The 25,112-nt window shown below is 64.8% G+C and carries 28 protein-coding genes; 15 read left to right on the forward strand and 13 right to left on the reverse strand.

Annotation, left to right across the window (positions count from 1 at the left end):
- The gene (gene greA, locus ABIB56_RS04255; RefSeq protein WP_354567714.1) at positions 1-495 is read right to left on the reverse strand and encodes a transcription elongation factor GreA; all 495 of its coding nucleotides are present in this window, start codon (positions 493-495) and stop codon (positions 1-3) included.
- Positions 496-680: 185 nt separating this feature from the next.
- Positions 681-1,106 (reverse strand): DUF4307 domain-containing protein, encoded by a 426-nt coding sequence (locus tag ABIB56_RS04260; RefSeq protein ID WP_354567715.1) that lies wholly within the window; start codon positions 1,104-1,106, stop codon positions 681-683.
- Positions 1,107-1,166: 60 nt separating this feature from the next.
- Here ABIB56_RS04260 and mca point away from each other — a divergent pair, with 60 nt between their 5' ends.
- Both mca and ABIB56_RS04270 read left to right on the forward strand, forming a co-directional pair.
- Positions 1,167-2,045 (forward strand): mycothiol conjugate amidase Mca, encoded by an 879-nt coding sequence (gene mca / locus ABIB56_RS04265; RefSeq protein ID WP_354567716.1) that lies wholly within the window; start codon positions 1,167-1,169, stop codon positions 2,043-2,045.
- The gene (locus tag ABIB56_RS04270) at positions 2,042-2,293 is read left to right on the forward strand and encodes a hypothetical protein (RefSeq protein WP_354567717.1); all 252 of its coding nucleotides are present in this window, start codon (positions 2,042-2,044) and stop codon (positions 2,291-2,293) included. The genes mca and ABIB56_RS04270 overlap by 4 nt, the downstream gene beginning before the upstream one ends.
- A gap of 15 nt (positions 2,294-2,308) precedes the next feature.
- On the opposite strand, the gene trhA is transcribed toward ABIB56_RS04270, so the two are convergent.
- Positions 2,309-3,049 (reverse strand): PAQR family membrane homeostasis protein TrhA, encoded by a 741-nt coding sequence (trhA, locus tag ABIB56_RS04275; RefSeq protein ID WP_354567719.1) that lies wholly within the window; start codon positions 3,047-3,049, stop codon positions 2,309-2,311.
- A gap of 71 nt (positions 3,050-3,120) precedes the next feature.
- Here trhA and ABIB56_RS04280 point away from each other — a divergent pair, with 71 nt between their 5' ends.
- The 4 genes from ABIB56_RS04280 (at position 3,121) to ABIB56_RS04295 (ending at position 7,447) form a co-directional block, all read left to right on the forward strand.
- Positions 3,121-3,906, forward strand: a complete 786-nt coding sequence (locus ABIB56_RS04280) for an isoprenyl transferase (protein WP_354567721.1) — start codon at positions 3,121-3,123, stop codon at positions 3,904-3,906.
- Positions 3,907-3,910: 4 nt separating this feature from the next.
- Positions 3,911-5,029 carry an aminotransferase class V-fold PLP-dependent enzyme gene (locus ABIB56_RS04285; RefSeq protein WP_354567722.1) on the forward strand — a complete coding sequence of 373 codons (1,119 nt, stop codon included), beginning with the start codon at positions 3,911-3,913 and terminating at the stop codon, positions 5,027-5,029.
- 192 nt (positions 5,030-5,221) lie between these two features.
- Positions 5,222-6,580: an RNA 5'-3' helicase PhoH2 gene (gene phoH2 / locus ABIB56_RS04290; RefSeq protein ID WP_502917547.1), complete on the forward strand. Its 1,359-nt coding sequence runs from the start codon at positions 5,222-5,224 to the stop codon at positions 6,578-6,580.
- Between the two features lie 75 nt (positions 6,581-6,655).
- Complete coding sequence (locus ABIB56_RS04295) at positions 6,656-7,447, forward strand: DUF6199 family natural product biosynthesis protein (RefSeq protein WP_354567723.1); 792 nt, start codon at positions 6,656-6,658, stop codon at positions 7,445-7,447.
- 11 nt (positions 7,448-7,458) lie between these two features.
- On the opposite strand, the gene ABIB56_RS04300 is transcribed toward ABIB56_RS04295, so the two are convergent.
- From ABIB56_RS04300 to ABIB56_RS04325, 6 genes are read right to left on the reverse strand one after another with little or no spacing between them, the layout of a single operon-like run.
- Positions 7,459-8,877: a class II fumarate hydratase gene (locus ABIB56_RS04300; protein WP_354567725.1), complete on the reverse strand. Its 1,419-nt coding sequence runs from the start codon at positions 8,875-8,877 to the stop codon at positions 7,459-7,461.
- Complete coding sequence (locus ABIB56_RS04305) at positions 8,874-9,518, reverse strand: carbonic anhydrase (RefSeq protein ID WP_354567832.1); 645 nt, start codon at positions 9,516-9,518, stop codon at positions 8,874-8,876. Before ABIB56_RS04305 ends, ABIB56_RS04300 begins: the two co-directional genes overlap by 4 nt.
- 38 nt (positions 9,519-9,556) lie before the next feature.
- Positions 9,557-10,213 carry a DUF4245 domain-containing protein gene (locus ABIB56_RS04310; RefSeq protein ID WP_354567726.1) on the reverse strand — a complete coding sequence of 219 codons (657 nt, stop codon included), beginning with the start codon at positions 10,211-10,213 and terminating at the stop codon, positions 9,557-9,559.
- 5 nt (positions 10,214-10,218) lie between these two features.
- A complete protein-coding gene (locus ABIB56_RS04315) occupies positions 10,219-10,485 on the reverse strand; it encodes an exodeoxyribonuclease VII small subunit (RefSeq protein ID WP_354567727.1) in 267 nt (88 codons plus the stop codon).
- A 9-nt stretch (positions 10,486-10,494) separates the two neighbouring features.
- Positions 10,495-11,733 (reverse strand): exodeoxyribonuclease VII large subunit, encoded by a 1,239-nt coding sequence (gene xseA, locus ABIB56_RS04320; RefSeq protein WP_354567728.1) that lies wholly within the window; start codon positions 11,731-11,733, stop codon positions 10,495-10,497.
- A 25-nt stretch (positions 11,734-11,758) separates the two neighbouring features.
- Positions 11,759-12,076, reverse strand: coding sequence for a hypothetical protein (locus ABIB56_RS04325; RefSeq protein WP_354567729.1), 318 nt, complete (start codon positions 12,074-12,076; stop codon positions 11,759-11,761).
- An 86-nt stretch (positions 12,077-12,162) separates the two neighbouring features.
- On the opposite strand from ABIB56_RS04325, the gene ABIB56_RS04330 reads away from it, so the two are divergent.
- A complete protein-coding gene (locus ABIB56_RS04330) occupies positions 12,163-13,215 on the forward strand; it encodes a 4-hydroxy-3-methylbut-2-enyl diphosphate reductase (protein WP_354567833.1) in 1,053 nt (350 codons plus the stop codon).
- Positions 13,212-13,784 carry a DUF6264 family protein gene (locus tag ABIB56_RS04335; RefSeq protein ID WP_354567730.1) on the forward strand — a complete coding sequence of 191 codons (573 nt, stop codon included), beginning with the start codon at positions 13,212-13,214 and terminating at the stop codon, positions 13,782-13,784. The genes ABIB56_RS04330 and ABIB56_RS04335 overlap by 4 nt, the downstream gene beginning before the upstream one ends.
- Before the next feature lie 135 nt (positions 13,785-13,919).
- Here ABIB56_RS04335 and fbaA read toward each other — a convergent pair whose 3' ends face one another.
- On the reverse strand, positions 13,920-14,945 hold the full coding sequence (fbaA, locus tag ABIB56_RS04340) for a class II fructose-bisphosphate aldolase (protein ID WP_354567731.1): 1,026 nt from the start codon (positions 14,943-14,945) through the stop codon (positions 13,920-13,922).
- A gap of 251 nt (positions 14,946-15,196) precedes the next feature.
- Here fbaA and glpX point away from each other — a divergent pair, with 251 nt between their 5' ends.
- Entirely contained in the window at positions 15,197-16,129 is a 933-nt protein-coding gene (glpX, locus tag ABIB56_RS04345) for a class II fructose-bisphosphatase (protein WP_354567834.1), read from the forward strand.
- Positions 16,130-16,159: 30 nt separating this feature from the next.
- Here glpX and ABIB56_RS04350 read toward each other — a convergent pair whose 3' ends face one another.
- Positions 16,160-17,491, reverse strand: a complete 1,332-nt coding sequence (locus tag ABIB56_RS04350) for a DNA recombination protein RmuC (protein ID WP_354567733.1) — start codon at positions 17,489-17,491, stop codon at positions 16,160-16,162.
- A gap of 48 nt (positions 17,492-17,539) precedes the next feature.
- Complete coding sequence (locus tag ABIB56_RS04355) at positions 17,540-18,295, reverse strand: MOSC domain-containing protein (RefSeq protein ID WP_354567735.1); 756 nt, start codon at positions 18,293-18,295, stop codon at positions 17,540-17,542.
- Between the two features lie 138 nt (positions 18,296-18,433).
- Between ABIB56_RS04355 and ABIB56_RS04360 the strand changes: the two genes are divergently transcribed.
- On the forward strand, positions 18,434-19,924 hold the full coding sequence (locus tag ABIB56_RS04360) for a CoA-acylating methylmalonate-semialdehyde dehydrogenase (protein WP_354567736.1): 1,491 nt from the start codon (positions 18,434-18,436) through the stop codon (positions 19,922-19,924).
- A 147-nt stretch (positions 19,925-20,071) separates the two neighbouring features.
- Here ABIB56_RS04360 and ABIB56_RS04365 read toward each other — a convergent pair whose 3' ends face one another.
- Positions 20,072-20,686, reverse strand: a complete 615-nt coding sequence (locus ABIB56_RS04365; RefSeq protein ID WP_354567737.1) for an exonuclease domain-containing protein — start codon at positions 20,684-20,686, stop codon at positions 20,072-20,074.
- Between the two features lie 67 nt (positions 20,687-20,753).
- Between ABIB56_RS04365 and ABIB56_RS04370 the strand changes: the two genes are divergently transcribed.
- Genes ABIB56_RS04370 through ABIB56_RS04390 form a run of 5 tightly spaced genes read left to right on the forward strand, consistent with a single transcriptional unit; the run spans position 20,754 to position 25,069 of the window.
- Positions 20,754-21,137: an SseB family protein gene (locus tag ABIB56_RS04370; protein ID WP_354567739.1), complete on the forward strand. Its 384-nt coding sequence runs from the start codon at positions 20,754-20,756 to the stop codon at positions 21,135-21,137.
- 27 nt (positions 21,138-21,164) lie between these two features.
- Positions 21,165-21,920, forward strand: coding sequence for a class I SAM-dependent methyltransferase (locus ABIB56_RS04375; RefSeq protein WP_354567740.1), 756 nt, complete (start codon positions 21,165-21,167; stop codon positions 21,918-21,920).
- 6 nt (positions 21,921-21,926) lie between these two features.
- Positions 21,927-23,000: a redox-regulated ATPase YchF gene (gene ychF / locus ABIB56_RS04380; RefSeq protein ID WP_354567742.1), complete on the forward strand. Its 1,074-nt coding sequence runs from the start codon at positions 21,927-21,929 to the stop codon at positions 22,998-23,000.
- 23 nt (positions 23,001-23,023) lie between these two features.
- Entirely contained in the window at positions 23,024-23,713 is a 690-nt protein-coding gene (locus tag ABIB56_RS04385; RefSeq protein WP_354567743.1) for a response regulator transcription factor, read from the forward strand.
- A gap of 3 nt (positions 23,714-23,716) precedes the next feature.
- Positions 23,717-25,069 (forward strand): sensor histidine kinase, encoded by a 1,353-nt coding sequence (locus tag ABIB56_RS04390; protein WP_354567745.1) that lies wholly within the window; start codon positions 23,717-23,719, stop codon positions 25,067-25,069.
- The last annotated feature ends 43 nt before the right edge of the window (positions 25,070-25,112 follow it).

The following is a 25,112-nucleotide window of genomic DNA, read 5'->3' on the forward strand; positions in this document are numbered from 1 at the left end:
TTACGGAGCGTAGGTATCGACCTTTTCGATCTCGACGCTGATCTCCTTGCCGTTCGGCGCGATGTAGCTCGTGGTCTCGCCGACCCGATGGCCGAGGATCGCGGTGCCGAGAGGGCTGCCCTCGCTATAGACGTCGAGGTCGCTGCTCTCTTCTCCCACGATCTCGCGGCTGCCGAGCAGGAAGACGCTGCGCTCGCCAAGGATCTTCGCGGTGACGACGGTTCCCGACTGCACGATTCCGGTGTTGGCCGGGGCATCGCCGACCTTCGCGTGACGCAGCAGCTCGGTGAGAACGCGGATGCGGGCCTCGATCTTGCCCTGCTCCTCCTTGGCGGCGTGGTAGCCGCCGTTCTCCTTCAGGTCGCCTTCTTCGCGGGCGGACTCGATCCTCTTCGCGATCTCGGTTCTGCCTTCGTTCGACAGCTGCTCGAGTTCTGCACTGCGGCGGTCGAACGCTTCCTGGGTCAGCCAGGTATCGGTTGTCTCGTTGGACACGTTGCGCTCCTAGGGGTGGACGATCCGGCGCATGGCTGCAGGTTTCTTAGAACTGAGTTTTCTTAGAACTGAGTTTTCTTAGAACTGAGTTTTCTTAGAACTGAGTTTTCTTAGAACTGAGCAGCGCGACCGGGATAAAGAAATGAGACCGGCCGCTCGGCCGGTCTCTGTATCGAAATGACAGTTTAGGTCAGCCAGCAGCGGTAGATCAACCCGGTTACGCCGAGTTCCGAGCTACGAACGGTCTGGGTGTGCGATGTCGTATACCTGGTGGATGCCGCAACCTTGACCACACGCCAGCCCACGATGGCGTGAGCGTCGTTCTGTACCTGCAGGGCGCAGCTGGCCGTGCTGCCCACCGGCATCGACACCTGGTAGCTCACGCTGACCGTGCGGTCGTCGATGATTCTGTTGCCTTTGTCTTCGGCGTCGATGGAGCTTCCGGCCTGGTCGAGGCCGGCCCAGATCACCCAGGCCACGATCACGATCCCGCAGGCGATTCCCGCCACCAGGTAGATCAGGCGATCGCGTCGCTTCTTCTCCGGGGTGCGACCATAGCGCGCGTTGAGAGCGGCGGCATCCGGTCGATCGACCCGGTCGGTGGCGGTCATGACAACATCCTTGGCGATTAGTCTTGAAGGCAAGGTTATCCGCTACAACCAAGGAGTTCGGTGACACTGCGCCTGCTTGCCGTGCATGCCCATCCCGACGACGAGTCGAGCAAGGGTGCAGGTACCTATGCTTACTACCGTTCACGCGGTGATGAGGTCATGGTCGTCAGCTGTACGGGTGGCGAGCGGGGCGACATCCAGAACCCGGCGCTCGAAGCCACAGCGATGGCCGACCGCGACATGGCGGGCCTTCGCCGCATCGAGATGGCGAGGGCCCAGACGCTCGTCGGCTTCGAGCATCGCTGGCTCGGCTACCAGGATTCTGGTCTCCCTCAGAATGACGAGACGGTGCCGGTGAACAGCTTCGCCCTCATCCCGCTCGAAATCTCGGCTGAGCCGCTGGTGAAGATTATCCGTGAGTATCGGCCGCAGGTGCTCGTGACCTACGACGAGACCGGCGGGTACCCGCATCCGGACCATATCCGCACCCACGAGATCTCCGTGTACGCCTTCGACGCCGCGGCGGATGCGACACGGTACCCGGATGCTGGCGAGCCGTGGCAGATCTCCAAGGTCTACTACGACCGCATCTTCAACTTCCCGCGCATCGATGCGATGTACCAGTCTCTCCTCGCGGCCGAACCGGAATCACCGTTGCTCGAACAGTTGGCCGACGTCCGAGGGTGGATGCAGGACCGCCCGAGTCTCGCGACCTCTCAGGTTCCGGTGGGAGAGTTTCTCGAGGTGCGCGACGACGCTCTCCGCTCTCACGCCAGCCAGGTGGCTCCGGACAGTTCCTTCTTCTTCTGGCCGAACGCCCTGCAGCGTGCGGCGTGGCCATTCGAAGACTTCCAGCTGGCGAAATCCCTCGTCGAGACAAGCCTTCCCGAGACCGACCTCTTCGCCGGTATCGCCAACGATTCCCAAGGAACAGCATGAACGCGATCGTGTTCGCCATCATCCAGACGGCGACCGGCACCCCACAGCCGAACTTCGACGAGACCTCTGTCACGCCGGGCTGGGTGGGATTCGCGATCACCTTCGGTGTGGCCGCGATTGTGGTGTTGCTCTGCATCGACCTGGTGCGTCGCGTGAGGCGGGTGCGCTACCGCGGTGAGATCCGCGAGCAACTCGAGGCCGAGCGTGCCACAGCAGAACGCGGGGGAGCCTCGAAGCCCCACGATTAGCTTCTGGGCGCCGCGTCAGGTGAAGACAGGCGGGTTGATCGCCACCAGGAAGATGCCCGTCCAGTGGCAGAGGAACGCCAGCAACGTCAGCGAGTGAAAGATCTCGTGGAATCCGAAGACCCCGGGAATCGGGTTCGGCTTCTTGAAACCGTAGACCACGGCTCCGATCGTATACAGCAGCCCGCCGACCAGGATGAGCGTCATCATCACGGCATTGGCCTGGAAGAAGTCGATGATGAAGGCGAGCGACGCGTAGCCGAGCAGCAGGTAGAGCGGCACGTAGAGCCACCGCGGCGCGCCGATCCAGAAGATACGGAACCCGATGCCGAGGAGCGCGCCGCCCCAGACCAGGCAGATGAGCAGTACCGCTTTGTCGTGGGGGAGGGCGAGCACTGTGATCGGCGTGTAGGAGCCAGCGATCAGCAGGAAGATGTTGGAGTGGTCGAGGCGCTTGAGCAGGCGCTTGGTCTTCTCGCGCCAGTCGAATCGATGGTAGAGCGCTGAGATGCCGAAGAGCAGTAGCGATGCGAGCACGAAGACGGCGGAACTCAGCTTGGCCGCGACACCATCCGCGAGGGTGATGAGGATGATGCCGAGGGCGATGGCCACCGGGAAGGTTCCAGCGTGGATCCAGCCGCGCCAGGTCGGTTTCTTCTCGACGGCCGGGGTCGTCATGGCATCCTCGAGGAGCGGGATGTTGGGCAGCGCAGCACCGCCGTCATCCGGCACGTCGGGCTGGTGCCTGTCCTCGCTCATGGCGTCAGCATAGGCCCGCGGACGCCGCAGTGGCTGGGAACAGTTCGGCCGGTGTGGACTAGCGTAGTGACGTGGCAAAACGGGAAATTCCTCTGGGACGAGGCATCCTTTACGGTGTCTACCAGAATCGCATCCGCCGTTGGCTGACCACGCAGGATCTCCCAAGGCACGTGGCCATGATGATCGACGGCAATCGACGCTGGGCTCGCCAGCGCCTGCTCGAGACCGCCGCCCACGGGCATCGCGCGGGGGCGGCGAAGATGCTCGAGTTCCTCACCTGGTGCGACGATCTCGACATCGACGTAGCCACGCTCTACCTGCTCTCCACCGACAATCTCAGCGGGCGTTCGACCGATGAACTCACTGAGTTGTTCCAGATCATCGCGCAGCTGGCCGACGATCTGGCCCACGTGCGCGATTGGCGGGTGCAGCACGTCGGCTCCTATGACGGCCTGCCGGACTACCTGGTCGCCGCACTGCAGGCCGCGGAGAAGCGCACGAAAGACAACACGGGCCTGCACATCAATCTCGCCGTCGGCTACGGCGGTCGGCGGGAGATCGCGGATGCGATGCGCAGCATCGTGGAACAGCACGGCAAAGAGGGGGGCACCCTCGACGCGCTCGCCGAGATCCTCACCCCGGAACTCATCGGCGACCACCTGTACACCGTAGGGCAGCCGGATCCCGACCTCGTCATCCGCACCTCAGGGGAGCAGCGACTCAGCGACTTCATGCTCTGGCAGAGCGCGCACAGCGAGTTCTATTTCGTGGAGGCTCTCGGCCCCGACCTTCGCGAGGTCGACTTCCTGCGTGCCCTGCGCGACTATGCCCGCCGTCAACGACGCTACGGAAGCTGAGCTCATGACCACCATCGATGCCTACGCCGCGAGTTTCGGCGAAGAACCCGGCTTTCTCGACTTCGCCCATATCGGCCCACTTGCCCCCTCCGTGATCGAGGAGAGCAACGGGCAGCTCGAGCTACTGCGGCGGGCACGCTTCGGCAGTCTGAACAGCCTCGACCAGCAGGACGAGCGGATGCGCGATGCCGTGGGCGCGGTCACCGGCTTCCGATCCGACCAGGTCGTCTTCCAGCCGAACACCAGCAGCGGGCTCATGCACGCGATGTTCGGTCTGACCGGCGGGGTGCTGTTCTCGCCATCAGAATTCCCGAGCATCACCTATGCCGCAGCGCGTGCCGCGGCCGCCCTCGGCGTGCTGGCGCCGATCCATCTGGACACCGCAGGCGGCCCCATCACGCCGGGTATCGTGCGCGACCAGCTCACACCGAGCACCGTGGCCGTAGCGGTCAGCCTGGTCGACTATCGCACCGGATACCTCACCGACATCGAGGGCGTCCGCCAGGTGATCGGCGACCGTCTGCTGATCGTCGACGCCATGCAGGGTTTCGGGGTGGTTGACGCGCCATACCAGGTCGCTGATGTGGTGGCATCCGGTGGCCAGAAATGGGTGCGTGCCGGCTGGGGCACCGGTTTCCTGGCTCTCAGCGACAGGGCGGCGGAACGCCTCACTCCGGTATTCTCCGGTTACGGCGCGGCCGACGGCGATGCGCTCGAGGGGATGCTGCTGCCGACGCACGGGGCAGGCGCCTTCGCGATCAGCCCGCCGAGCGCCGTCGCCCAGGCGCGCTTTGCGGCGGCCCTGGAGGGGATCGCAGACGTCGGGGTGGCCGCGATCGGAGCGCGAGTGACGGAGAAGGTCTCGCGCCTGATCGAACTTGCTGACGAGTTCGCCGTGCCGGTGTCGTCGTCACGGGCCGAGAACGAACGTGCGGGCATCGTGGTGCTCGCACCGGCGGCTGACCAGCTCACCGTGCTGACGGCATCGCTGTTCAACCACGGGGTCTCGGTGACGACCAGGGGAGGCGCGGTGAGGGTGAGTCCCCACGTCTCTACGGATGATGAGACCTTCGACATGCTGCGTGCCTCGTTCACCAGTTACGCCTCGGCCATCACCGTCTGACCGGCAGGTGAATTAACCCTCCCGTAACCCCGCGCCGGGCGTGTCGCTCAGTGTGTCTCCAGAACGTGGACGTAGCGTCAGTCACATCAGGTATGGCGCCTGATCGAGACGGCCACGTAAGTTCGTTTCGGGATGCACGTCGGCCGTCACGGGACTGGATCCGAGCGCGAAGCGCTCGGGGATGGAGCAAACGTGGCCCTGCCCGAATACACCAAGCAGAAGACAAGCCAAACTCCCCAGTCAGACTCGCAGACCATAACGACCGAGCGCACCTATGTGCTCGACACGTCGGTTCTGCTGTCTGACCCGAAGGCCATCTTCCGCTTCGCCGAACACCCCGTTGTGCTTCCGGTGATCGTGATCACCGAACTCGAGTCGAAACGCAACGACCCGGAGATCGGCTACTTCGCCCGCCAGGCGCTTCGCAATCTCGACGAGTTGCGTGTGCAGCACGAGCGACTCGATTTCCCGATTGCCGTCGGTCTGGGGGGTTCGCTCCGCGTCGAGCTCAACCACTCCAATATGTCGGTGCTCCCCTCAGGGCTGCAGCTGAACGACAACGACTCCCGCATCCTCGCAGTGGCATTCAACCTGTCCAACGACGGGCTGGATGTGACTGTCGTCTCCAAAGACCTGCCGCTGAGGGTTAAAGCCGCTTCGATTGGCCTGGCTGCAGAGGAGTACCGCGCAGAGTTGGCCGTCGACTCCGGCTGGACCGGAATGGCCGACATCACTCTCGGTTCCGAGCAGATGGCGCAGCTCTACGACAACGAACAGCTGGATTCGACGCTGCTCGGTGACGCGCCCATCAACACCGGGCTCGTCATCCATTCCGACCGCGGTTCGGCACTCGGGCGAGTTACCGCTCCCGGTCAGCTGCGCCTGGTGCGGGGCGATCGCGACATCTTCGGACTGCACGGCCGCTCAGCGGAGCAGCGCCTCGCCATCGACATGCTGCTCGACCCCGAAATCGGCATCGTTTCCCTCGGTGGGCGTGCCGGTACCGGAAAGTCCGCTCTTGCGCTCTGCGCTGGCCTCGAGGCCGTGCTCGAGAAGCAGCAGCACAAGAAGATCATGGTGTTTCGTCCGCTGTATGCGGTCGGCGGACAGGAGCTCGGATTCCTGCCAGGCGACGCCGCCGAGAAGATGAATCCCTGGGCTCAGGCCGTGTTCGACACCCTGGGTTCGGTGGTTTCGCAGAACGTGCTCGACGAGGTGATCGAGCGTGGGATGTTGGAGGTGCTGCCGCTCACTCACATCCGCGGGCGCTCACTGCATGACGCCTTCGTGATCGTCGACGAGGCACAGTCGCTTGAACGGAACGTGCTGCTGACAGTACTCAGCCGTATCGGCCAGAACTCGAGGGTAGTGCTCACCCACGACGTCGCGCAGCGCGACAATCTCAGGGTCGGTCGACACGACGGGGTCGCCTCGGTGATCGAGACGCTCAAGGGGCACTCGCTGTTCGGCCACATCACACTCACTCGCTCCGAGAGGTCCGCGATCGCGGCTCTCGTCACCGAGATGCTGGAGTCCAACGAGCTGGCCTGACGACCGAAACTGATAATGCGCTGACGCGGGATCGTGACGACTCCGTCACAGGGGTAGACAGCTTAGGCTCTTAGGGTGAACCCCATCGTGATTGCAGTGCTCGTCGCGCTGCTCATCCTGACCCTGTGGGGGTTCATCTCACCGAGGGGCCAGTGGCGGGTTCTCACCGGCTGGAGCCGTCGCGATCCCTACGTCAGCGAGCCTGGAGCGGTGGTTCTCGGTATCCACCGCCTGGTGGCGGCCGTCGCGCTGGTCGGCGTCGTCGCGGTGGGTATATCGCTGTACACGGCGCCCCAGCGCAGCCTGGCCAACCCCGAGATCCGCGCGCCGGTCAAGGAACTGGCGTGGGGGCTTCCGGAACCCGCGGTGGTCAATCGCGTTTTCGCTCCGCTCGATGCACAACCGGGCGGGCTCGTTGTGCAGCCGGTCCTCGCCTACGAGGCTGTCGACGGCAGCAAACGCGACCCGTCCTATCTCTTCGACCTCAAGAGCTTCGCACATTCCGGCACCGCCAACGGCGGCGGTTATATCGGCACCGACCCGTCGGCGGGGCTGAGCGCTCTCGACATGGCCGACATCGTCGTGCAGGTGCGGGGGGACAAGCGCTGCATTCCCTACCAGGTCGCTGTGATCGAGACGGAGAGCACCATCACCGTCGGCGTCTACTACGGCCAGCCCGACACGAAGGATCACGCCAATATCGCGCACATCACCGAGTGTGCGACTGATGGCGCAGAAGCCGATTCCACATCGGTGCTCGTGCCGATCAACCTCTCCGACGGCGTCCTCAACCGTGCCGTCGTCAATTTCGACGGCTCGCCAATCACGCAGGTCGGCGCAGCCGCCAAGAAGCCGGCCACGAAATAGCTCGACTCCGTTTAGGCCTGCGGCGGCTTCGTCATCGACAGTACGTCGAGGGCCGTGTCGAGCTGCTCGAGGCTGAGCTCGCCACGCTCGACGAAGCCGAGGTCGATAACGGATTCGCGGATGGTGATCGCTTTGCTCCCCGCGTTCTTGGCGACCTTCGCGGCGGCCTCGTAGCCGATCACCCGGTTGAGCGGAGTGACGATGGCCGGCGAAGACTCGGCGAGGGCGCGTGCGCGCTCGACATTGGCCCGGAGTCCGTCGACGGTCTTGTCGGCGAGAGCCACTGTCGAGTTGGAGAGCAGGCGGATCGATTCGAGCAGGGCCGTTCCCATGACCGGGATGGCGACGTTGAGTTCGAAGGCTCCGGATGCCCCGGCCCAGGCGATCGTGGCATCGTTGCCGATCACGCGCGCGGCCACCATGAGCACAGCCTCCGGGATGACCGGGTTGACCTTGCCCGGCATGATCGAGGAGCCTGGCTGCAGGTCGGGGATGTGCAGTTCGCCGAGCCCGGTGTTGGGGCCGGAACCCATCCAGCGCAGGTCATTGCAGATCTTGGTGAGACTGACGGCGATCACGCGGAGGGCACCGGACGCCTCCACCAGGCCGTCGCGGGCACCCTGCGCCTCGAAGTGGTCGCGTGCTTCGGTGAGTGGCAGGCCGGAGTCGGCGGCGAGGGCGGCGATGACCTTCTGCGAGAAACCTGCCGGAGTGTTGATGCCCGTTCCGACAGCGGTGCCACCGAGTGGCACCTCGGCAACGCGCAGGATCGTCGACTGCACACGTTCGATCCCATGACGGATCTGGGCGGAGTATCCGGCGAACTCCTGGCCGAGGGTGACCGGCGTGGCATCCATGAGGTGAGTTCGTCCGGACTTGACGACGCCCTTCCACAGTTCCGCCTTGGTCTCCAGCGACTGCGCGAGATGGTCGAGTGCGGGAACCAGGTTGCCGAGCAGCGCGCCGGTGACGGCGACGTGCACGGAGGTGGGGAACACGTCGTTCGACGACTGGGACGCGTTCACGTGATCGTTGGGGTGGACAGGCGAGCCGGCGAATCCTGTCGCGAGGGTCGCGAGCACCTCGTTCATGTTCATGTTCGAGGAAGTACCGCTGCCGGTCTGGTAGGTGTCGACGGGGAACTGGTCGTGATGGCGACCGGCGATCAGTTCGTCTGCGGCGAGCACGATGGCGTCGGCGACAGCAGCGTCCAGGATGCCGAGCTCCTTGTTCACCACAGCGGCCGAGCGTTTGATCCTGGCAAGAGCCACGATCTGGGCCGGCTCGAGCCCTGAGCCCGAGATCGGGAAGTTCTCGACGGCGCGCTGCGTCTGCGCGCTGTAGAGAGCGGATGCCGGAACCCTCACCTCGCCCATCGTGTCGTGCTCGATGCGGTACTGGCCTTCGGACTCCTGCGGCGAACTGCTCACGGCGCTGTGTCTTCCTCTTCTGTTCTGTGGCCTCGTGGGCCGGTGGTCGAGCTCTCAACCGTGCCGACGACGATGTCGGGAACGGCGGTGCCTTCGAGTAGCCGGTAGTTCGCGCCGACGATAGCCAGCGTACCCGCGGCGATGGCGTCACTGATCAGCTCCGAACTCTCCAACAACTCTGCGACGGTGTCGCGCAGGTGCTCACGCCCGACGTCCGCAGGATCGGGCTCACGGTCGGGACGACCCGATCGCACCCGTCGTACCGCGGGGATGATCTTTGTGATCAGGCCGAAGATGTGCGGCGGGAGCGGCACGGCATCCGCTTCCTGCGATTCGATCGCGGCGGCGACGGCACCGCACGAGTCATGACCGAGTACGACGATGAGAGGGACGTGCAGCACGGCGACGGCATATTCCAGCGAGCCGAGCACCGAATCGGAGATGACCTGCCCGGCGTTCCGTACGACGAAGAGGTCGCCGAGCCCTTTGTCGAAGATGATCTCCGCGGCCAGTCGGGAGTCACTGCATCCGAAGAGTGCGGCGTGCGGTGCCTGGTAGCTGGCCAGCTGCTCGCGATGTTCGACGTCCTGTCGTGGATGGCTGGGAGTGCCGGCCACGAAGCGCTCGTTTCCGCGCGTCATCTCGTGCCAGGCGTGTGCCGGTGTGCGTTGTTCTTCGATCACTTGCCGCTCCCATCCGTGTTACGGAGCTGGCTCGCCACGGCTTGCGCGAGCACCCTGAATTCTTTTGTTGCTGCCGTGCCGTGCAGCACCACACTGTTCGTTCCGACGGTCGTGGTCATCGAGTAGGCGAAGTTGCCGGTGTCTTCTTTGTCACGCCGGTCATAGACCTTCCAGTCCAAGCCGCCGACAGCGGCGCTGCCCGTAGATCGCGCCTTCTCGAGCTGGTTGGAGACCCAGGTCACGTTCGCGTCGATGCCCTGGGTGAAACTGATGAACTGGTTCGCCGGAGTGATGAAACCGATCGACCAGGCCGCGACATCGTCGGCACCGGTGTTGAGGCCTGCGGCATTCGCAGTCCATGAGTCAGGCAGGTCGGGGGCGACGAGGGTGTTCTTCACCTGCGGCTGGGCCTCGGAGGCAACAGTGTCGTAGGCCACTGGCGTGCGGTCGGGCTGGGTCGGTCGTACGACGACGAGCACGAGGAAGAGCACGATGGCGAGCGAGGCGAGCAGGGCGAGTACCAGATTGCGGAGGGTCTGGTTGGAACGATGCCGACGCGAACTTTCCGCCTTGCGCGCCGCCGTCTCCTCGGGCGTCTCCGGTCGCCCGAGTTCCGCGACGACGCGCGGAGGACGGCCCTCTGGGGTGGACACGGCTCTCAGTCGGTGGATGCGGCGCGTGCCGCATCCAATCTGGCCCTGGCCCCGATCAACCACTCCTCGCAACGTCGCGCGAGCGCTTCACCGCGCTCCCAGAGGGCGAGGGACTCCTCAAGGGTCGATGAACCCTGCTCGAGCTCGTTCACGACGCGCACCAACTCGTCGCGAGCCTGCTCGTAGCTCAACTCGGCGACATCGCCGGAGGAGGAATCGCCAGCGGAGGAATCGCCAGCGGAGGAATCGCCAGCGGAGAGGGTTGTTGCCACGGCTTAACTCTACCCAGCCTTGCCGCGGCTCGTCGGCCCCGTGGTGACCGTGGTGGTAGCCGTTCCGTCAGCCAGGGTGAGGAGGAGCGGAGTGCCGACGACGGCATCTTTCTCGCTGCGCAACACCGCGCCACTCGGGAGTTGGGCGATCGCGTAACCGCGGTCGAGCGTGCGCTGCGGCGACAGTGCGCGCAGCTGGGAGCGCAGTTCGATGACCCGGGTGTGCGAACGCTCGATCATGAGTTCGATGAGGTCTGCGCTGCGGGAGACGTAGCGCCCGAGTTCTTCTGCCCGGGAGTCGACGAGCCAGGCGGAACTCGCCAGCACGGGACGGGACCTCAGCTGCTCGAGCCTGTCGATCTCAGCGGAGACGAGTCCCGTCATCCGGCTGCCGATCCTCGCGCGAGCCTGCTGCACGCGGTTGAGCTCATCGGCGACGTCGGGGACCACCCGTTTTGCCGCATCCGTTGGTGTGGAGGCGCGCAGGTCGGCCACCTCGTCGAGCAGCGGCCGGTCGGCCTCATGCCCGATCGCGCTGACAATCGGTGTGGTGCAGGCGGCGGCTGTGCGTACGAGTGTCTCGTCGCTGAAGACCAGGAGATTCTGGAAGTCGCCACCGCCCCTGGCGACGATGATGACATCGACCTCGGGATCGGCGTCGAGCTTTTTCAGCGCGGCCGTCACTTCGCCGGACGCACGGTCGCCCTGCACGGCGGTGTGCACGACCCGGAACTCCACGGCCGGCCAGCGCAGCTGTGCGTTGCGCAGTACGTCTTTTTCGGCATCCGAGTCCTTGCCGGTGATCAGGCCGACGCAGCCGGGAAGGAATGGCAACCGTTTTTTGCGGCCGTGGTCGAAGAGTCCCTCGGCCTTGAGCATCTGGCGCAGGCGTTCGAGGCGCTCGAGCAGGTCTCCGAGGCCCACGTGACGCATCTCGAAGACCTGCATCGTGAGGGTGCCGCCCTTGACCCAGTAGTTGGGTTTGACCAGAGCGATGACACGGTCGCCCTGCTTGAGGTCGTCGGGGAGTTTTGCGCGCACTGACGACCACACCGTGAACCCGATGGTGGCATCGACCTCAAGGTCTTTGAGCTTGCCATAGACGTTGCCGCCGGATGCACCCCACTGGGTGATCTCGCCCTCCACCCACGCAGTGCCGAGCCTGTCGATCCAGCCCTTGATCTTGTTGGAGAGCAGCGCGACCGGCCACGGGGCGTCGGCGGTCGGTGGTCCGTCGACGATGGTCATGGCAGCCCGACCGGATTGCTACTCACTATGACTCGCCGCCGACGGGCTGCTCACCCACGAACTCGTGCGCTTCGCGGGCCAGTTCGTCCCAGAGCTGGACGTCGCTCACGCGTACCCACTTGCGACTCGGGTGGCCCTCCGAGCTGAACTGCTCCGCGACACCGCGGGTGACCAGGTCGTTCGAGCGCGACTCCGGGAGCTCGACGACGAGGTCGTTCTGCTCGAGGAAGGCGAATAACCTGCCGTGCACGACCAGCCCGCTCTCGTCGATCGTCACGCCGTTTTCGTCACGGAGAGAGAACTCGAGAGCCTCGTAGGCCTCGCGGGTCGCGTCACTTGCCATTGGTGGCCTCCCAGCCTGTCTGAACGCCCGCGAAGTAGAATCCATTCGTGAGCACGATAACCAACGGCGCGGCCGCCAGCCTCGACATGCCACGGATTCCCGCGGTACGTAACAGGCTACGGGACAACCCCGTCAACGGAACCAAGCGGGTACTGCTCGCGGCTCCACGTGGCTACTGTGCAGGAGTGGACCGGGCGGTGATCGCTGTTGAAAAAGCCCTCGAGCATTACGGCTCACCGGTCTACGTGCGCAAACAGATCGTGCACAACATTCATGTCGTCTCCACCCTCGAAAAGAAGGGTGCGATCTTCGTCGACGAGGTCGACGAGGTGCCGGAGGGTTCGCACATTGTCTTCTCCGCCCACGGGGTTTCACCGGCCGTTGTTCAGGGCGCTGCGGATCGCAACCTCGAAGCCATCGACGCGACCTGCCCTCTGGTGACCAAGGTGCATCGCGAGGCCGTGCGTTTCGCGCGGGACGACTTCGAGATCCTGCTCATCGGGCATGCTGGCCATGAAGAGGTCGAGGGCACCATGGGCCATGCGCCGGAACGCACGACGCTGGTCAACAGCCCGGCGGATGTCGCGGGTCTCCAGGTGAAGAATCCAGACAACCTCGTCTGGCTCTCCCAGACCACACTGAGCGTCGACGAGACGATGGAGACCGTGCGACTGCTGCGCGAGCGCTTTCCGAACCTGCACAACCCGCCGAGCGACGACATCTGCTACGCCACCCAGAACCGCCAGGTCGCCATCAAGAAGGTCGCGGAAGATGCAGAGTTGGTGATCGTGGTCGGCTCCGCCAACAGTTCGAACACCGTTCGCCTGGTGGATGTGGCTCTCGAGAACGGCGCCAAGGCTGCCTATCGCGTCGACTACGCGAGCGAGATCCAGCAGGAGTGGCTCGACGGCATCGCGACTGTCGGTGTGACCTCCGGGGCATCCGTTCCCGAGGTGTTGGTGCAGGAGGTGCTGGATGACCTCGCGGATGCCGGCTATGCCGACGTCAAGCAGATCGTCACCGCAGAGGAAGACCTGATGTTCTCGCTGCCCAAGGAGCTCCGTAAAGACACCAACGGCCAGGCCGACGAGCGTGGTCTCGGCGGCCGCACCCGACAGCTCGATTGGCAATCACGATGACCGACGACAGACCTCGTCCGCAGTACGGCGAGCACCGGCCGCCACCGCAGTACGGCGAGTACGCGTCTCCGCAGGAACAGGCGAAGGCCATGGGGGCATCCCTGCCGCCCCTCACGCACTACGCGCCGGTGGTGAACCATCCGACGAATGCGCAGCCTCACGGAGCTTCGACCTCGGCCAAGGGGACGGCTTCGGGCAAGACAGCGCCGCTCCGCTGGGATCTCATCCTCAGCAGCGGGCTCCTGGCCTACGGTCTCATCAACGTGATCTCCGGGTTCTTCCAGTTCTCCGACATGGGCCGACTGATCAACGATGTCTATTCGACCCAGGGCGTTGGTGACTTCACCTCCACGAGTCTGTCCGGGACCTTCGGCGTCGTCATCAACGTGACGAACGTGGTGCTCTGGCTGGTGGGGATGCTGCTCACCGTCCGGCTGCTGCGGCGCCGCAAGATCGCCTTCTATGTGCCGCTTGTGGCAGGCGCCGTCGCGTCGATTGTCGCGGCCACCTGCATGATGGTGCTGCTGTTCTCCGACCCGGCCTTCTCCGCCTACGTCAACGGGCACTAACGGCTCAGGCGCAATAACGCTCAGCTGAAGAGATGCGGGTCGTGCGCGACAGATCCGTAGAGGAACACCCAGAAGACGATTGCGGCCAGGAAACCGATGGCGACCTGTCCCTCGCGCATTGCCGCGGTTTCACAGTTACTTGCCGGAGTGTCCGGCGGAACCGAGTTGCTCCGTGGCCTGGATGACGCGCTTGGACATCGCGGTCTCGGCGATCTTGCCCCAGGCGCGGGGGTCGTAGATCTTCTTGTTGCCGACCTCGCCGTCGATTTTGAGGAAGCCGTCGTAGTTCTTGAGCACGGTGTCGGCGATCGAGCGACTGAACGCGTACTGGGTGTCGGTGTCGATGTTCATCTTGACGACGCCGTTGGCGACAGCGGTGGCGATCTCCTCGTCTGTCGAGCCCGATCCGCCGTGGAAGACCAGGTCGAGCGGCTTGGCGCCCGTGCCATACCGTGCAGCGATTCCGGCCTGAATCTCGCCGAGCAGCTCAGGCTTGAGCTTCACGTTGCCTGGCTTGTAGACGCCGTGCACGTTGCCGAAGGTGAGGGCGGCGATGTAGCGGCCCTGGTCCCCGAGACCGAGCGCTTCGACGGTCTCGATCACGTCATCCAGTGTCGTGTAGAGGTGCTCGTTGATGTCGTGGCTCACGCCGTCCTCCTCGCCGCCGACGACGCCGATCTCCACCTCGAGGATGGCGTTGATCGCACGCATGCGGGGGAGGATCGTCTTCGCGATCTCGAGGTTCTCAGCGAGCGGCACGGCCGAGCCGTCCCACATGTGCGACTGGAAGATCGGGTTGCGCCCGGCCTTGACCTCGGCCTCGGAGGCCTCGATCAGCGGGAAGACGAAGCCGTCGAGCGCGTCCTTCGGGCAGTGATCCGTGTGCAGGGCCACCGTGATGGGGTAGTTCTTGGCGACCTCGTGGGCGAAGGCTGCGAAGGCGAGGGCTCCGGATGCGCGGTTCTTGACGGTCTGGCCGGCGAAGTAGTCGGCGCCACCGGTGGTGACCTGGATGATGCCGTCCGAGCCGGCCTCGGTCAGTCCCTGCAGAACGGAGTTGATGGTCTGCGACGACGACACGTTGAATGCCGGATACGCGAAGCCGCCAGCCTTCGCCTTGTCGAGCATTTCCGCGTACTGGTCGGGGGTCGCGATGGGCATTGCAGTTCTCCTTCGAAGGCCGGTTTCCGGCGCTGGCAGGTCGTCGCTTCGAGTCTATTGGCCCGATGCCAACGACGCTTCCGGCAGCGGCAGCGCAGTGGCAGCTCGAACCGGTTGTGACCCAATGTCCGTTCAAGAACAGCCAATCTTTCTGCACTCGTTCCCGGTGCGCCGCTTTCCCCACTAATTAGGGTTGACATGTGAACACTGACACCGGATCCCTCTTCCTGCACCCCGACCGAAACCTCGGGATGGAGTTGGTGCGGGCGACAGAGGCCGCCGCCATCCGGGCCGTTCCATTCATCGGTCGTGGTGACAAGAATGCGGCGGACGGCGCAGCCGTCGATGCGATGCGCAAATTCCTCGGAACGGTGAACTTCGACGGCGTGATCGTGATCGGCGAGGGCGAGAAAGATCACGCGCCGATGCTGTTCAACGGCGAGAACGTGGGTAACGGGCGCGGGCCAGCCTGCGATATCGCTGTCGATCCGATCGACGGCACCTCGCTCACCGCCGCCGGGCGGCAGAACGCGCTGTCGATGATCGCGGTCGCCGACCGCGGCAGCATGTACGACCCCTCAGCGGTGTTCTACATGGACAAGATCGTCACGGGGCCGGAGGGCCATGGGGCGGTCGACATCCGCAAGCCGATCGCCGAGAACATCCACGCGCTGGCAAAAGCCAAAGGGAAGGATGTCGCAGACCTCGTCGTCGCCGTGCTCGATCGTCCACGGCATGCCCAGCTGATCGAGGACATCCGTGCCGCGGGCGCAGGCACCCGGCTCCTGCTGGACGGCGACGTCGCGGGCGGCATCAACGCGGCGCGCTACGACGCCCGCATCGACATGTGCGTCGGGCGTGGTGGCACCCCGGAGGGCATCATCACAGCGTGCGCGCTCAAGGGGCTCGGCGGCTTCATCCAGGCCAAACTGGCGCCGCGCGACGACGATGAGCGACAGAAAGCTATCGACGCGGGACACGACCTCGACCGCATCCTGGAGATCGACGACCTGGTCACCAGCGACAACACCTACTTCGTGGCGACCGGCGTCACCGACGGCCAGCTGGTCGGCGGCGTGCGCAAGAAGGGGCCGATCGTCCGCACCGAGAGCATCGTGCTCCGCGGCCGCTCGGGCACCATCCGTCGCGTGATCGCGGACCACCTCGCCGAGAAGTGGCTCTGACGTCGAAGTGGCTCTGACGTCGAAGTGGCCCTAGCCGCGGCGCTCGGATTCGGCTTCGAGCGGCTCAACGATGTCGAGTTCTGCCACCAGTTCGTAGGCGGTGAGCTCGCGCGGCGACTCCTCGATCGGATCGTGTGTTCCGAGCACCTTCGACTCGTCGAGAACGCTGAGTTTGCGTGCCGAGGGCAGCACCTGGCGCTCCAAAGAGCCGACGAAGTTGTTGTAGTTCTTCACCGTGCCCTCGATCGACCGACCGAGCTTCTCGACGTGGTTCGCCAGCGTAGCGAGACGACCGTAGAGTTCCCGGCTCAGGTCGAAGAGCATCTTCGCCTCCTGCGTCACGACATCCTGCTGCCAGCTGAATGCAACGGTTTTGAGCACCGACCACAGGGTCACGGGGGAGGAGAGGGCCACGCGTTTGGAGAAGGCGTAGTCCATGATTCCCGGGTCGGCCTCCATCGCCGATGCCACGAGCGACTCGCTCGGGATGAATGCGATCACCAGCTCCGGTGACGCATCGAGCCCCGCCCAGTAGGCCTTGCTGCCGAGGGTGTCGATGTGGGCGCGCACGGCTTTGACGTGCTGGCGGATGAACTGCTCACGCCGCGCACCCTCCTCGCCGGTCGCGGTCACCGCGATCTGGCTGGCCTCGAGGTAGGCGTTGAACGGCACTTTTGCGTCGACGGCGATGTTTTTGCCGCCCGGCAGGTGGATGACCATGTCGGGGCGGCCCGCGCCCGCATCGGACAAGATGCTCGACTGCACGTCGAAGTCGACGCGCTCGATGAGACCGGCGGCCTGCACGACGTTGCGCAGCTGGGTCTCGCCCCAGACCCCACGGGTGGCGTTGTTGCGCAGTGCGGAGGCGAGCGACTCGGCGGTGCTGCGCAGGCGCTCCTCGGACTCGGTTGCGTTACGTAGTTGCTGGCTCAGTTCACCGTGCTGCTGGCTGCGCTGGGTTTCCAGCTCTGTCACCTTGAGTTGCATGGTTCGCAGTGATTCCTGTACCGGTGTGAGCGCCTGCAGTACTTTGCTCTCCCTCTGCTGGCGTTCGGTCTCCGCGAGCTGCTCCGCACGCTGGCGTTCGATGAGGTCACGGTACTGGTCCTGCTGGGCCATCACCTGCTCCTTGAGAGCGGAGGCCGTGGCCTGGATGGATGCCAGGTCGGCCGCGAGTCGCGACTGCACTGTTGCCTCCTCTGACCTCACCCGGGCGAGCGCCGTCTCGTGCCGAGCGGCGAGCAGGGCCGGATCGAGCTGTGGATCGGAGGCGGGGCGACGGCTGCGCGCGAGCAGCAGGCCGATGACCGCACCCAGCGCAACTCCAATGATGAGACCGATGATGAGGGTGAGGGGATCCATGAACCCAGTGTGACAGCGGGCGGCGACAATGCCCGGCAGGCCTGTCGGCTAGGGGGAGAACATGACGGTCTGGCCGCGCTCGACCAGGCCGGGCGAGGTCACCTCGGCGTACATTCCGAAGTCGATGGTGCCACTGCGTAGCCGGTAGCCGGCGAGCGTCGTGAGCAGGTGGGAACCGGATGCCCCGGTAGCGGGATCGAAGTCGATCACGGCACAGCGGTCAACGGCATCCATCACCCTGAGGCGCGCGGAGCCGATGTGCAGCTCACCGCCGGTCCACGAATCCTCGACGTGCGGCTCGAGATCGTCGCTATCGATCACGAGGTTCGCGCGGAACCGGGAGCTGTCCACCCCGTGACCGAGCTTCTCCTCGAGCAAACGCAGTGCCCCGGTCGTGATGAGGGTTACTGAGGCGCCGTAAACGAGTTCGCCGGAGCGAACCGCTCGCGTAAACGCGACATCCCGGCCGAGATACGCGGAATAGGCGTCGGCCCATGGACCGTCGACGACCTCGACCTCCGCCGGACGACCCCAATACTCCAGCGTCAATTTCTTTCCGGTGGAGCGCGGTTCGGCTGTAACGACCCGGCCGTCGATCTCCACCCTGAGCTGTCCGTGCTGCCACCGGGCGGTCGTCGCCAGCAATGCGGGATTGTCGACGGTTCGCAGCACCCGACCTCGCTGGAGATCCACCAGACAGAACAACCGGTCGCCGAGCGGGCCATCGAGCGCGAGCCCCACAGAGGGATGTTCGACGTGTCGTCCGCCCTTGATCGGCGTGAAGCCGATGCGCTCGATGTGCATCCGACCACGATGCCACGCTCGCGGCATGACGATTCGCGGATGGGCCGAAACTGCAGTCAGAGGTGCAAACATTTCGAGAACAATACGGTCTGCTGGAACGTGCGGAATCGGGCCGTCCCGCGCGGTTAGCATGGCCGCATGGACATCGTTAATCACTGGGTTACCGGTGCGACATTCGAAGGCGAATCGACGCGAACGGCACCCGTTTACAACCCGGCTCTCGGCAGTGTCGCCCGTGAGGTGAGGCTCGCTTCCGTCACGGATGTCGACGCCGCAGTCGCCTCGGCGGCAGCCGCGTTCCCTGACTGGGCCGAGACCTCCCTGGCCAAGCGCCAGGCGGTGATCTTCAGCTTTCGCGAGTTGTTGAACGCGCGCAAGCAGGAGCTGGCGGAGATTCTCACCGCCGAGCACGGCAAGGTGATCTCCGATGCTCTCGGCGAGATCGCCCGCGGCCTCGAAGTTGTCGAGTTCGCCACCGGCATGCCGCACCTCATGAAGGGCGATTACAGCGAGAACGTCTCCGCCGGCGTCGACGTCTACTCCACTCGCGAGCCACTCGGCGTCGTCGGGGTGATCAGCCCGTTCAACTTTCCGGCGATGGTTCCGCTCTGGTTCTTCCCGATCGCGATCGCGGCCGGGAACACCGTGGTGCTGAAGCCGTCGGAGAAAGACCCGTCGGCATCCGTGTGGATGGCCGAACTATTCACGGAAGCGGGCCTTCCGGACGGCGTGCTCAACGTCGTGCACGGTGACAAGGTCGCTGTCGACGCGCTGCTCGAGCATGCCGATGTCGCTTCGATCTCCTTCGTCGGCTCGACCCCGATCGCGAAATACATCTACGAGAACGGCAGCAGGAACGGCAAGCGGGTGCAGGCGCTCGGCGGCGCAAAGAACCACATGCTCGTACTGCCGGATGCCGACCTCGACCTCGCCGCCGACGCTGCGGTCAACGCCGGCTTCGGCTCGGCGGGCGAACGGTGCATGTCCATCAGCGTGCTGATCGCGGTCGAGCCTGTCGCCGACGATCTCATCGACAAGATCGCGGAGCGGATGTCCGGGCTCAAGGTCGGCGACGGCCGCCGCAACTGCGACATGGGCCCGCTGATCACCCGTGAGCATCGCGACAAGGTCTCGGGGTACATCGACGTCGCCGCGACCGACGGGGCGACCGTCGTCGTGGACGGCCGCGGCATCCAGGTGGATGGCGAGTCCGACGGTTTCTGGCTCGGCCCGACCCTCATCGACAGGGTGCCGACCACCTCGACCGTCTACACCGACGAGATCTTCGGACCGGTGCTCTCGGTTCTCCGCGTCGCCTCCTATGAGGAAGGCGTGACGATCATCAACGCGAGCAGGTACGGCAACGGCACGGCGATCTTCACCAACGACGGGGGAGCGGCCCGCCGCTTCCAGCGTGAGGTGCAGGTCGGCATGATCGGCATCAATGTGCCGATTCCGGTACCCGTCGCGTATTACTCCTTCGGTGGCTGGAAAGACTCACTGTTCGGCGACACCAAGGCCTACGGTCCCGACGGTGTGCACTTCTTCACCCGCCAGAAGGCGGTGACCCGGCGCTGGCTCGATCCGTCGCACGGCGGCATCAACCTCGGATTTCCCGAGAACCGCTAGCCACGGGTTGGCGTCGCGCCCGCAGACTCGCAGCTGTGACGAGCTGACCTATTCCGCACGACGGGTCAATGCGGCCAGAGCGGGCCAACACAGAGACCCACTTTGGCCGCATTGGCCCGGATTACGGTTCGCACGAGGACCACTGAGTCAGCCGAAGGCCAGCGGCGCAGGTTGCACCGCAGGCGCGCTGGACACGGTGCCGATCGCGCCGATGCGCACGCTCGTCGCCGTGGCCAACTGCTCGATCGAGTCGGCGTCGTGGCGGCGGGCAGCGTGCACGACGATCGCGGCGCAGGCCTCGGAATCGGCGAGAGCGTCGTGGTGGGCGAAGTCCTCGAAACCGGCTGCCATCGCCGCGACGGGCAGGCGGTAGGACTCGAGGTTGTAGGTCTTGCGGGCAACCTGGAGGCTGCAGAGGTAGCTGAACGACGGCACGTCGATGAAACTGGCATGACAGGCGCCCGCGATGACGCCCATGTCGAATCCGGCGTTGTGGGCGACGAGGTGGTCACCGTCGGCGAAGGCGACGAGATCGGGCAGCTGCTCGCTCCAGAGCATGGCATCCGCCACATCCGGAGCCATAATCCCGTGGATGCGCGTGTTCCACTCGTTGAAGTGGTCGTGCCCGATCGGCGGTCTGATGAACCAGCTCACTTTGTCGATAACATCACCGTCGCGCACCTTGACGAGTCCCACCGAACACGCGGATGCGCTGGAAGAATTGGCGGTTTCGAAGTCGATCGCGGTGAAGTTCAGTGCCATCACCGCATCGTCTCACGCACATCCGACCGAGCGCGGTGAGCGCGCCGCCGAAACCTAGGATTGGTTGATGACCGAGTTGCGAGCGCCCACCAAGCTGGAGCGCACGATCGTGCTCGCCCAGGAGGGCAGAGCCTCCACGCTCGAGGTGCTCGAGATCTTCGCGGGCGCGCAGGTGGTAGTGCCGAGCGGAACCCCCGTCACCGACAACCTCAGCCAGCTGCAGCCGCAGCTCTTCGACAACGACGGTGTGATGATGCTCGCCGTCTTCACCCATCTCGACCAGATCGCCGACTTCGGCACTCTCGCGTCATTCGCACTCTCGGTTCTCGGCCGCTCCCTGCTCGTCTCGATGCCGTCGACCGCCGGCCTCGTGGTCAACCCGAGCCGCTCCATCGGTTTCGAGATGCCGCCGGAGGGAATCGCGGCCTTCATCGCCGACATCGGCGAGTAGCGTGGCAGTCCGAGTAGCGTGAATGGCATGGATGATGAACTGAGAAAAGAGCAGGCGACCTCCTTCGGCAACGCTGTCGACGAGTACGAGCGGGCTCGCCCGACCTACCCTCAGGATGCTGTCGACTGGCTGATCCCCGCCGGTACGCGATCTGTTCTCGACCTCGGGGCCGGAACCGGCAAGTTCACCCGCTCCCTGGTTGCCCGCGGGCTCGAGGTCACGGCCGTCGAGCCGGATGACGAGATGCGTGCCGCCCTGGCCGACGCCCTCCCGTCGGTGCAAACTCTGAAAGGCACGGCCGAGAACATTCCAGTGCCGGATGCCAGCGTGGATGTGATCACCGCGGCGCAGGCCTGGCACTGGGTCGACGAGAACCTCGCGCTTCCCGAAGCCGCTCGCGTGCTCAAGCCGGGAGGTTCGCTCGCCCTCGTCTGGAACATCAGGAACGAGAGCGTGCCGTGGGTCAAACGCCTCGGCGAGATCATGGGCGACAGTGCGGCCGAGGTTGCGATGCAGCAGTCCATCACCATCGGGGCGCCCTTCGGCCCGACCGAGACTTTCGAGGTCGGCTGGACCAGGATGACAAACCTCGACGAGTTGCTCGCGCTGGTGGCATCCCGCAGCTACATCATCACGGCTGGCGACAAGAAGCGCGCAGAGGTCTTCGACGGCGTGCGAGAACTGATCTCCAGCGACCCGGCGGTCGCCGGCAGGCACGAGTTCGAGCTGCCCTACCGTACCTTCTGCTTCCGCGCCCGGCTCCTGGAGAGCCGGATACAGTAGAGCCTCGTGGCTCTCACTATTGCGATCGTCGGTCTGCCCAATGTTGGCAAGTCCACCCTCTTCAACGCGCTGACCAAAAACCAGGTGCTCGCGGCGAACTATCCCTTCGCCACGATCGAGCCGAACGTGGGTGTGGTGAACCTGCCGGATGCCCGGCTCGACGCCCTCGCCAGGATCTTCAACAGCGAGCGCATCCTTGCGGCCCCCGTCTCTTTCGTCGATATCGCCGGCATCGTCAAGGGCGCATCTGTGGGGGAGGGGCTCGGCAACAAATTCCTCGCCAACATCCGTGAGGCCGATGCGATCGCGCAGGTGGTTCGCGGTTTCTCCGACCCGGATGTGGTGCACGTCGACGGCAAAGTCGATGCGGCATCCGACCTGGAGACCATCAACACCGAGCTGATCCTCGCCGACCTGCAGACGCTCGAGAAAGCGATCGAGCGCTACCAGAAAGAGGTGAAGACGAAGCGCACGGAACCGGTCGTGCTCGAGACGGCGCTCGCCGCGCAGAAGATCCTCGACGACGGCAAGCCGCTCTCCAGCTCGACCCTCGACGTCGCACCCATCCACGAACTGGGTCTGCTCACCTCAAAGCCGTTCATTTACGTGTTCAACATCGATGAGCAGGTGCTGGGGGATGCCGCGGCTCTCGCATCGCTCGCCGCCCTTGTCGCCCCGGCCACAGCGATCTTCCTCGACGCCAAGCTCGAGTCAGAACTGATCGACCTCTCCCCGGAGGACGCCGCCGAACTTCTCGCCTCGACCGGCCAGGAGGAGAGCGGCCTCGACCAGCTCGCCCGAATCGGATTCGACACCCTCGGGCTGCAGACCTATCTCACCGCCGGCCCCAAGGAGTCGCGTGCATGGACGATTCCGAAGGGTGCGAAGGCGCCGCAGGCTGCGGGCGTCATCCACACCGACTTCGAGAAGGGCTTCATCAAGGCCGAGGTGATCGGCTTCGACGACCTGGTCGAGACCGGCTCGATCGCCGAAGCGCGAGCCAAAGGCAAGGCCCGCATCGAGGGCAAGGACTACGTGATGCAGGACGGCGACGTGGTGGAGTTCCGTTTCAACAATTAGCCGGGCGGGATTAGCATGCAGCGATGAGCACAACCGCACCGCGCATACTCGTCGTCGAAGATGACGCAGAGATGAGCGCGCTCGTCGAGCAGGGTCTGATCGATGAGGGATACCGGGTGACCGTGGTCTCCAACGGCATGGATGCACTGATTGCGGCCGCAACCGGTCAGTACTCGGCCGCGACCATCGACGTGATGATGCCCGAGATGACGGGATTCGAGATCTGCCGGCACCTGCGCAACCACGGCAACACCCTCCCAGTGCTGCTCGTGACGGCCAGGGACGCGGTCGAGGACCGCGTACTCGGACTTGACTCCGGCGCGGATGACTACCTCACCAAGCCATTCGCCTTCGCCGAGTTCGCGGCACGGGTACGGGCTCTCGTTCGACGTGACGCCGCCGTCCCGAAACTGACGGCCCGGGCCGGCAACATCCTGATGGATACGTCCACCATGCGCGCGACTGTCGACAGAGTGAGCTTTCCCCTGAGTTCCAAGGAGTTCCTTCTGCTGCGGTTTCTTGCGAATCACGCCGGACGAGCGGTCAGCCGATCGGAAATCCTCGAGGACGTGTGGGGGACCCTGCGAAACATCGACCACACGATCGTCGACCAATACGTGAAATATCTGCGACGCAAACTTGAGAGCGTCGACTCCGGCCTCGAAATCCGAACCATTCGCGGCACCGGGTACGAGTTGCGTGAAACGGACTGACGAATGTTGAATCGACTCTCTCTGCGCGCTCGTCTCACGGTCGGCAGCATCCTGATCGCGGTGGTGTTCTTCGGGGCGGCGGTCGTCGTCGTGCGGATCAATGCGAGCGCCGTCCTGAGCACGTCGGACCGTACTCTCGCCTCGGCCGATCTCGTGCCGCTCGTGTCGGAGATCGGACGAAAACCACACAGTCCGGTCGATGATTCGGGCAAGGGGAGCCTGGTCTATGTCAGTGCACCCGACGGTGATGTACAGCTCGACTCGATGCCCGAAGAGATCCGTTCCCGGCTTCAGCGCCGGGCGCCGGCCGACGAAGAGTTCATCGCCGGACCCGATGACTCCGGATTCATCGTTGTCGGTCGAAAGGTCGTGACCGCTGACGGCACCTGGGGGTTGTGGGCGGCACGCAGTACGGCATCAAGCGATCTTGCGATGGATTCGTTCGACCGACTTTTCGTCATCGGCGGTCTTGTGCTTGTCATCTTGTTCGGCGCCGCGTCCTGGTTGCTCGGCACCGCCGCGCTTCGTCCGGTGACTCGAATGCGGCGTCAGGCAGAGAACCTGAGCGCCGCCGAGGGAGCGGCGGGGCTCCCGCTCGGTCCTGCCCGGGACGAGATCTCCGCACTCGCTGTCACGCTGAATGCTTTCCTCAGTCGGGTGCGCGCCGCATCCGCCCGGGAGAAGCAGGTGGTCTCGGATGCCGCCCACGAGCTGCGCACACCCCTCGCGGCCCTGCGCACGCAACTCGAACTCACTCACGGGCACCTCCACGATCCCACGATCCTTGCCGAGCAGATCGGCTCCGCTGAGCGGTCGGTGGACCGCCTCTCGTCGCTGGCGGACAACCTTCTCGCCCTCTCACGGCTGGAGGCAGGGGAGGAGGTGCACGGCTCGGCCTCTGCCGATGAACTCGCATCGGAGCTGATGGACAGCGTTGACCGCGCGCGGCTCATCGCACTCGCGAAGGACATCGACGTCTCGTTCACTCTCGACGTGCGCACACCGACGAACAGCTTTGCGCTGTCTCCCACAGGATTCTCGCGGGTCGTCGACAATCTCACCGCGAACGCTATCGTCGCAGTCCCGCCCGGGGGGAACATCACCGTCGCACTACGGATCGATGACAACGGACTCGACCTCGTGGTCGGAGACGACGGTTCGGGGATGCCGGATGACTTCGTTGGCCGCGCCTTCGATCATTTCTCCCGCGCCGACAGCTCGCGCACGGGAGAGACCGGCGGTTCCGGCCTCGGCCTTGCCCTTGTTCACGCGCTCTGCGACGCCGCCGGCGGAACCGTCGCCATCACCAACACTCACCCGGGACTCGAGGTCGAGGTGCGACTGCCCAACATGTGAGAACTCTCTTCCCCGCGGGGCCCAAGCTCACGGCATCCGCATA

The organism is Glaciihabitans sp. UYNi722 (genome assembly GCF_040549465.1).
Lineage (GTDB): Bacteria > Actinomycetota > Actinomycetes > Actinomycetales > Microbacteriaceae > Lacisediminihabitans.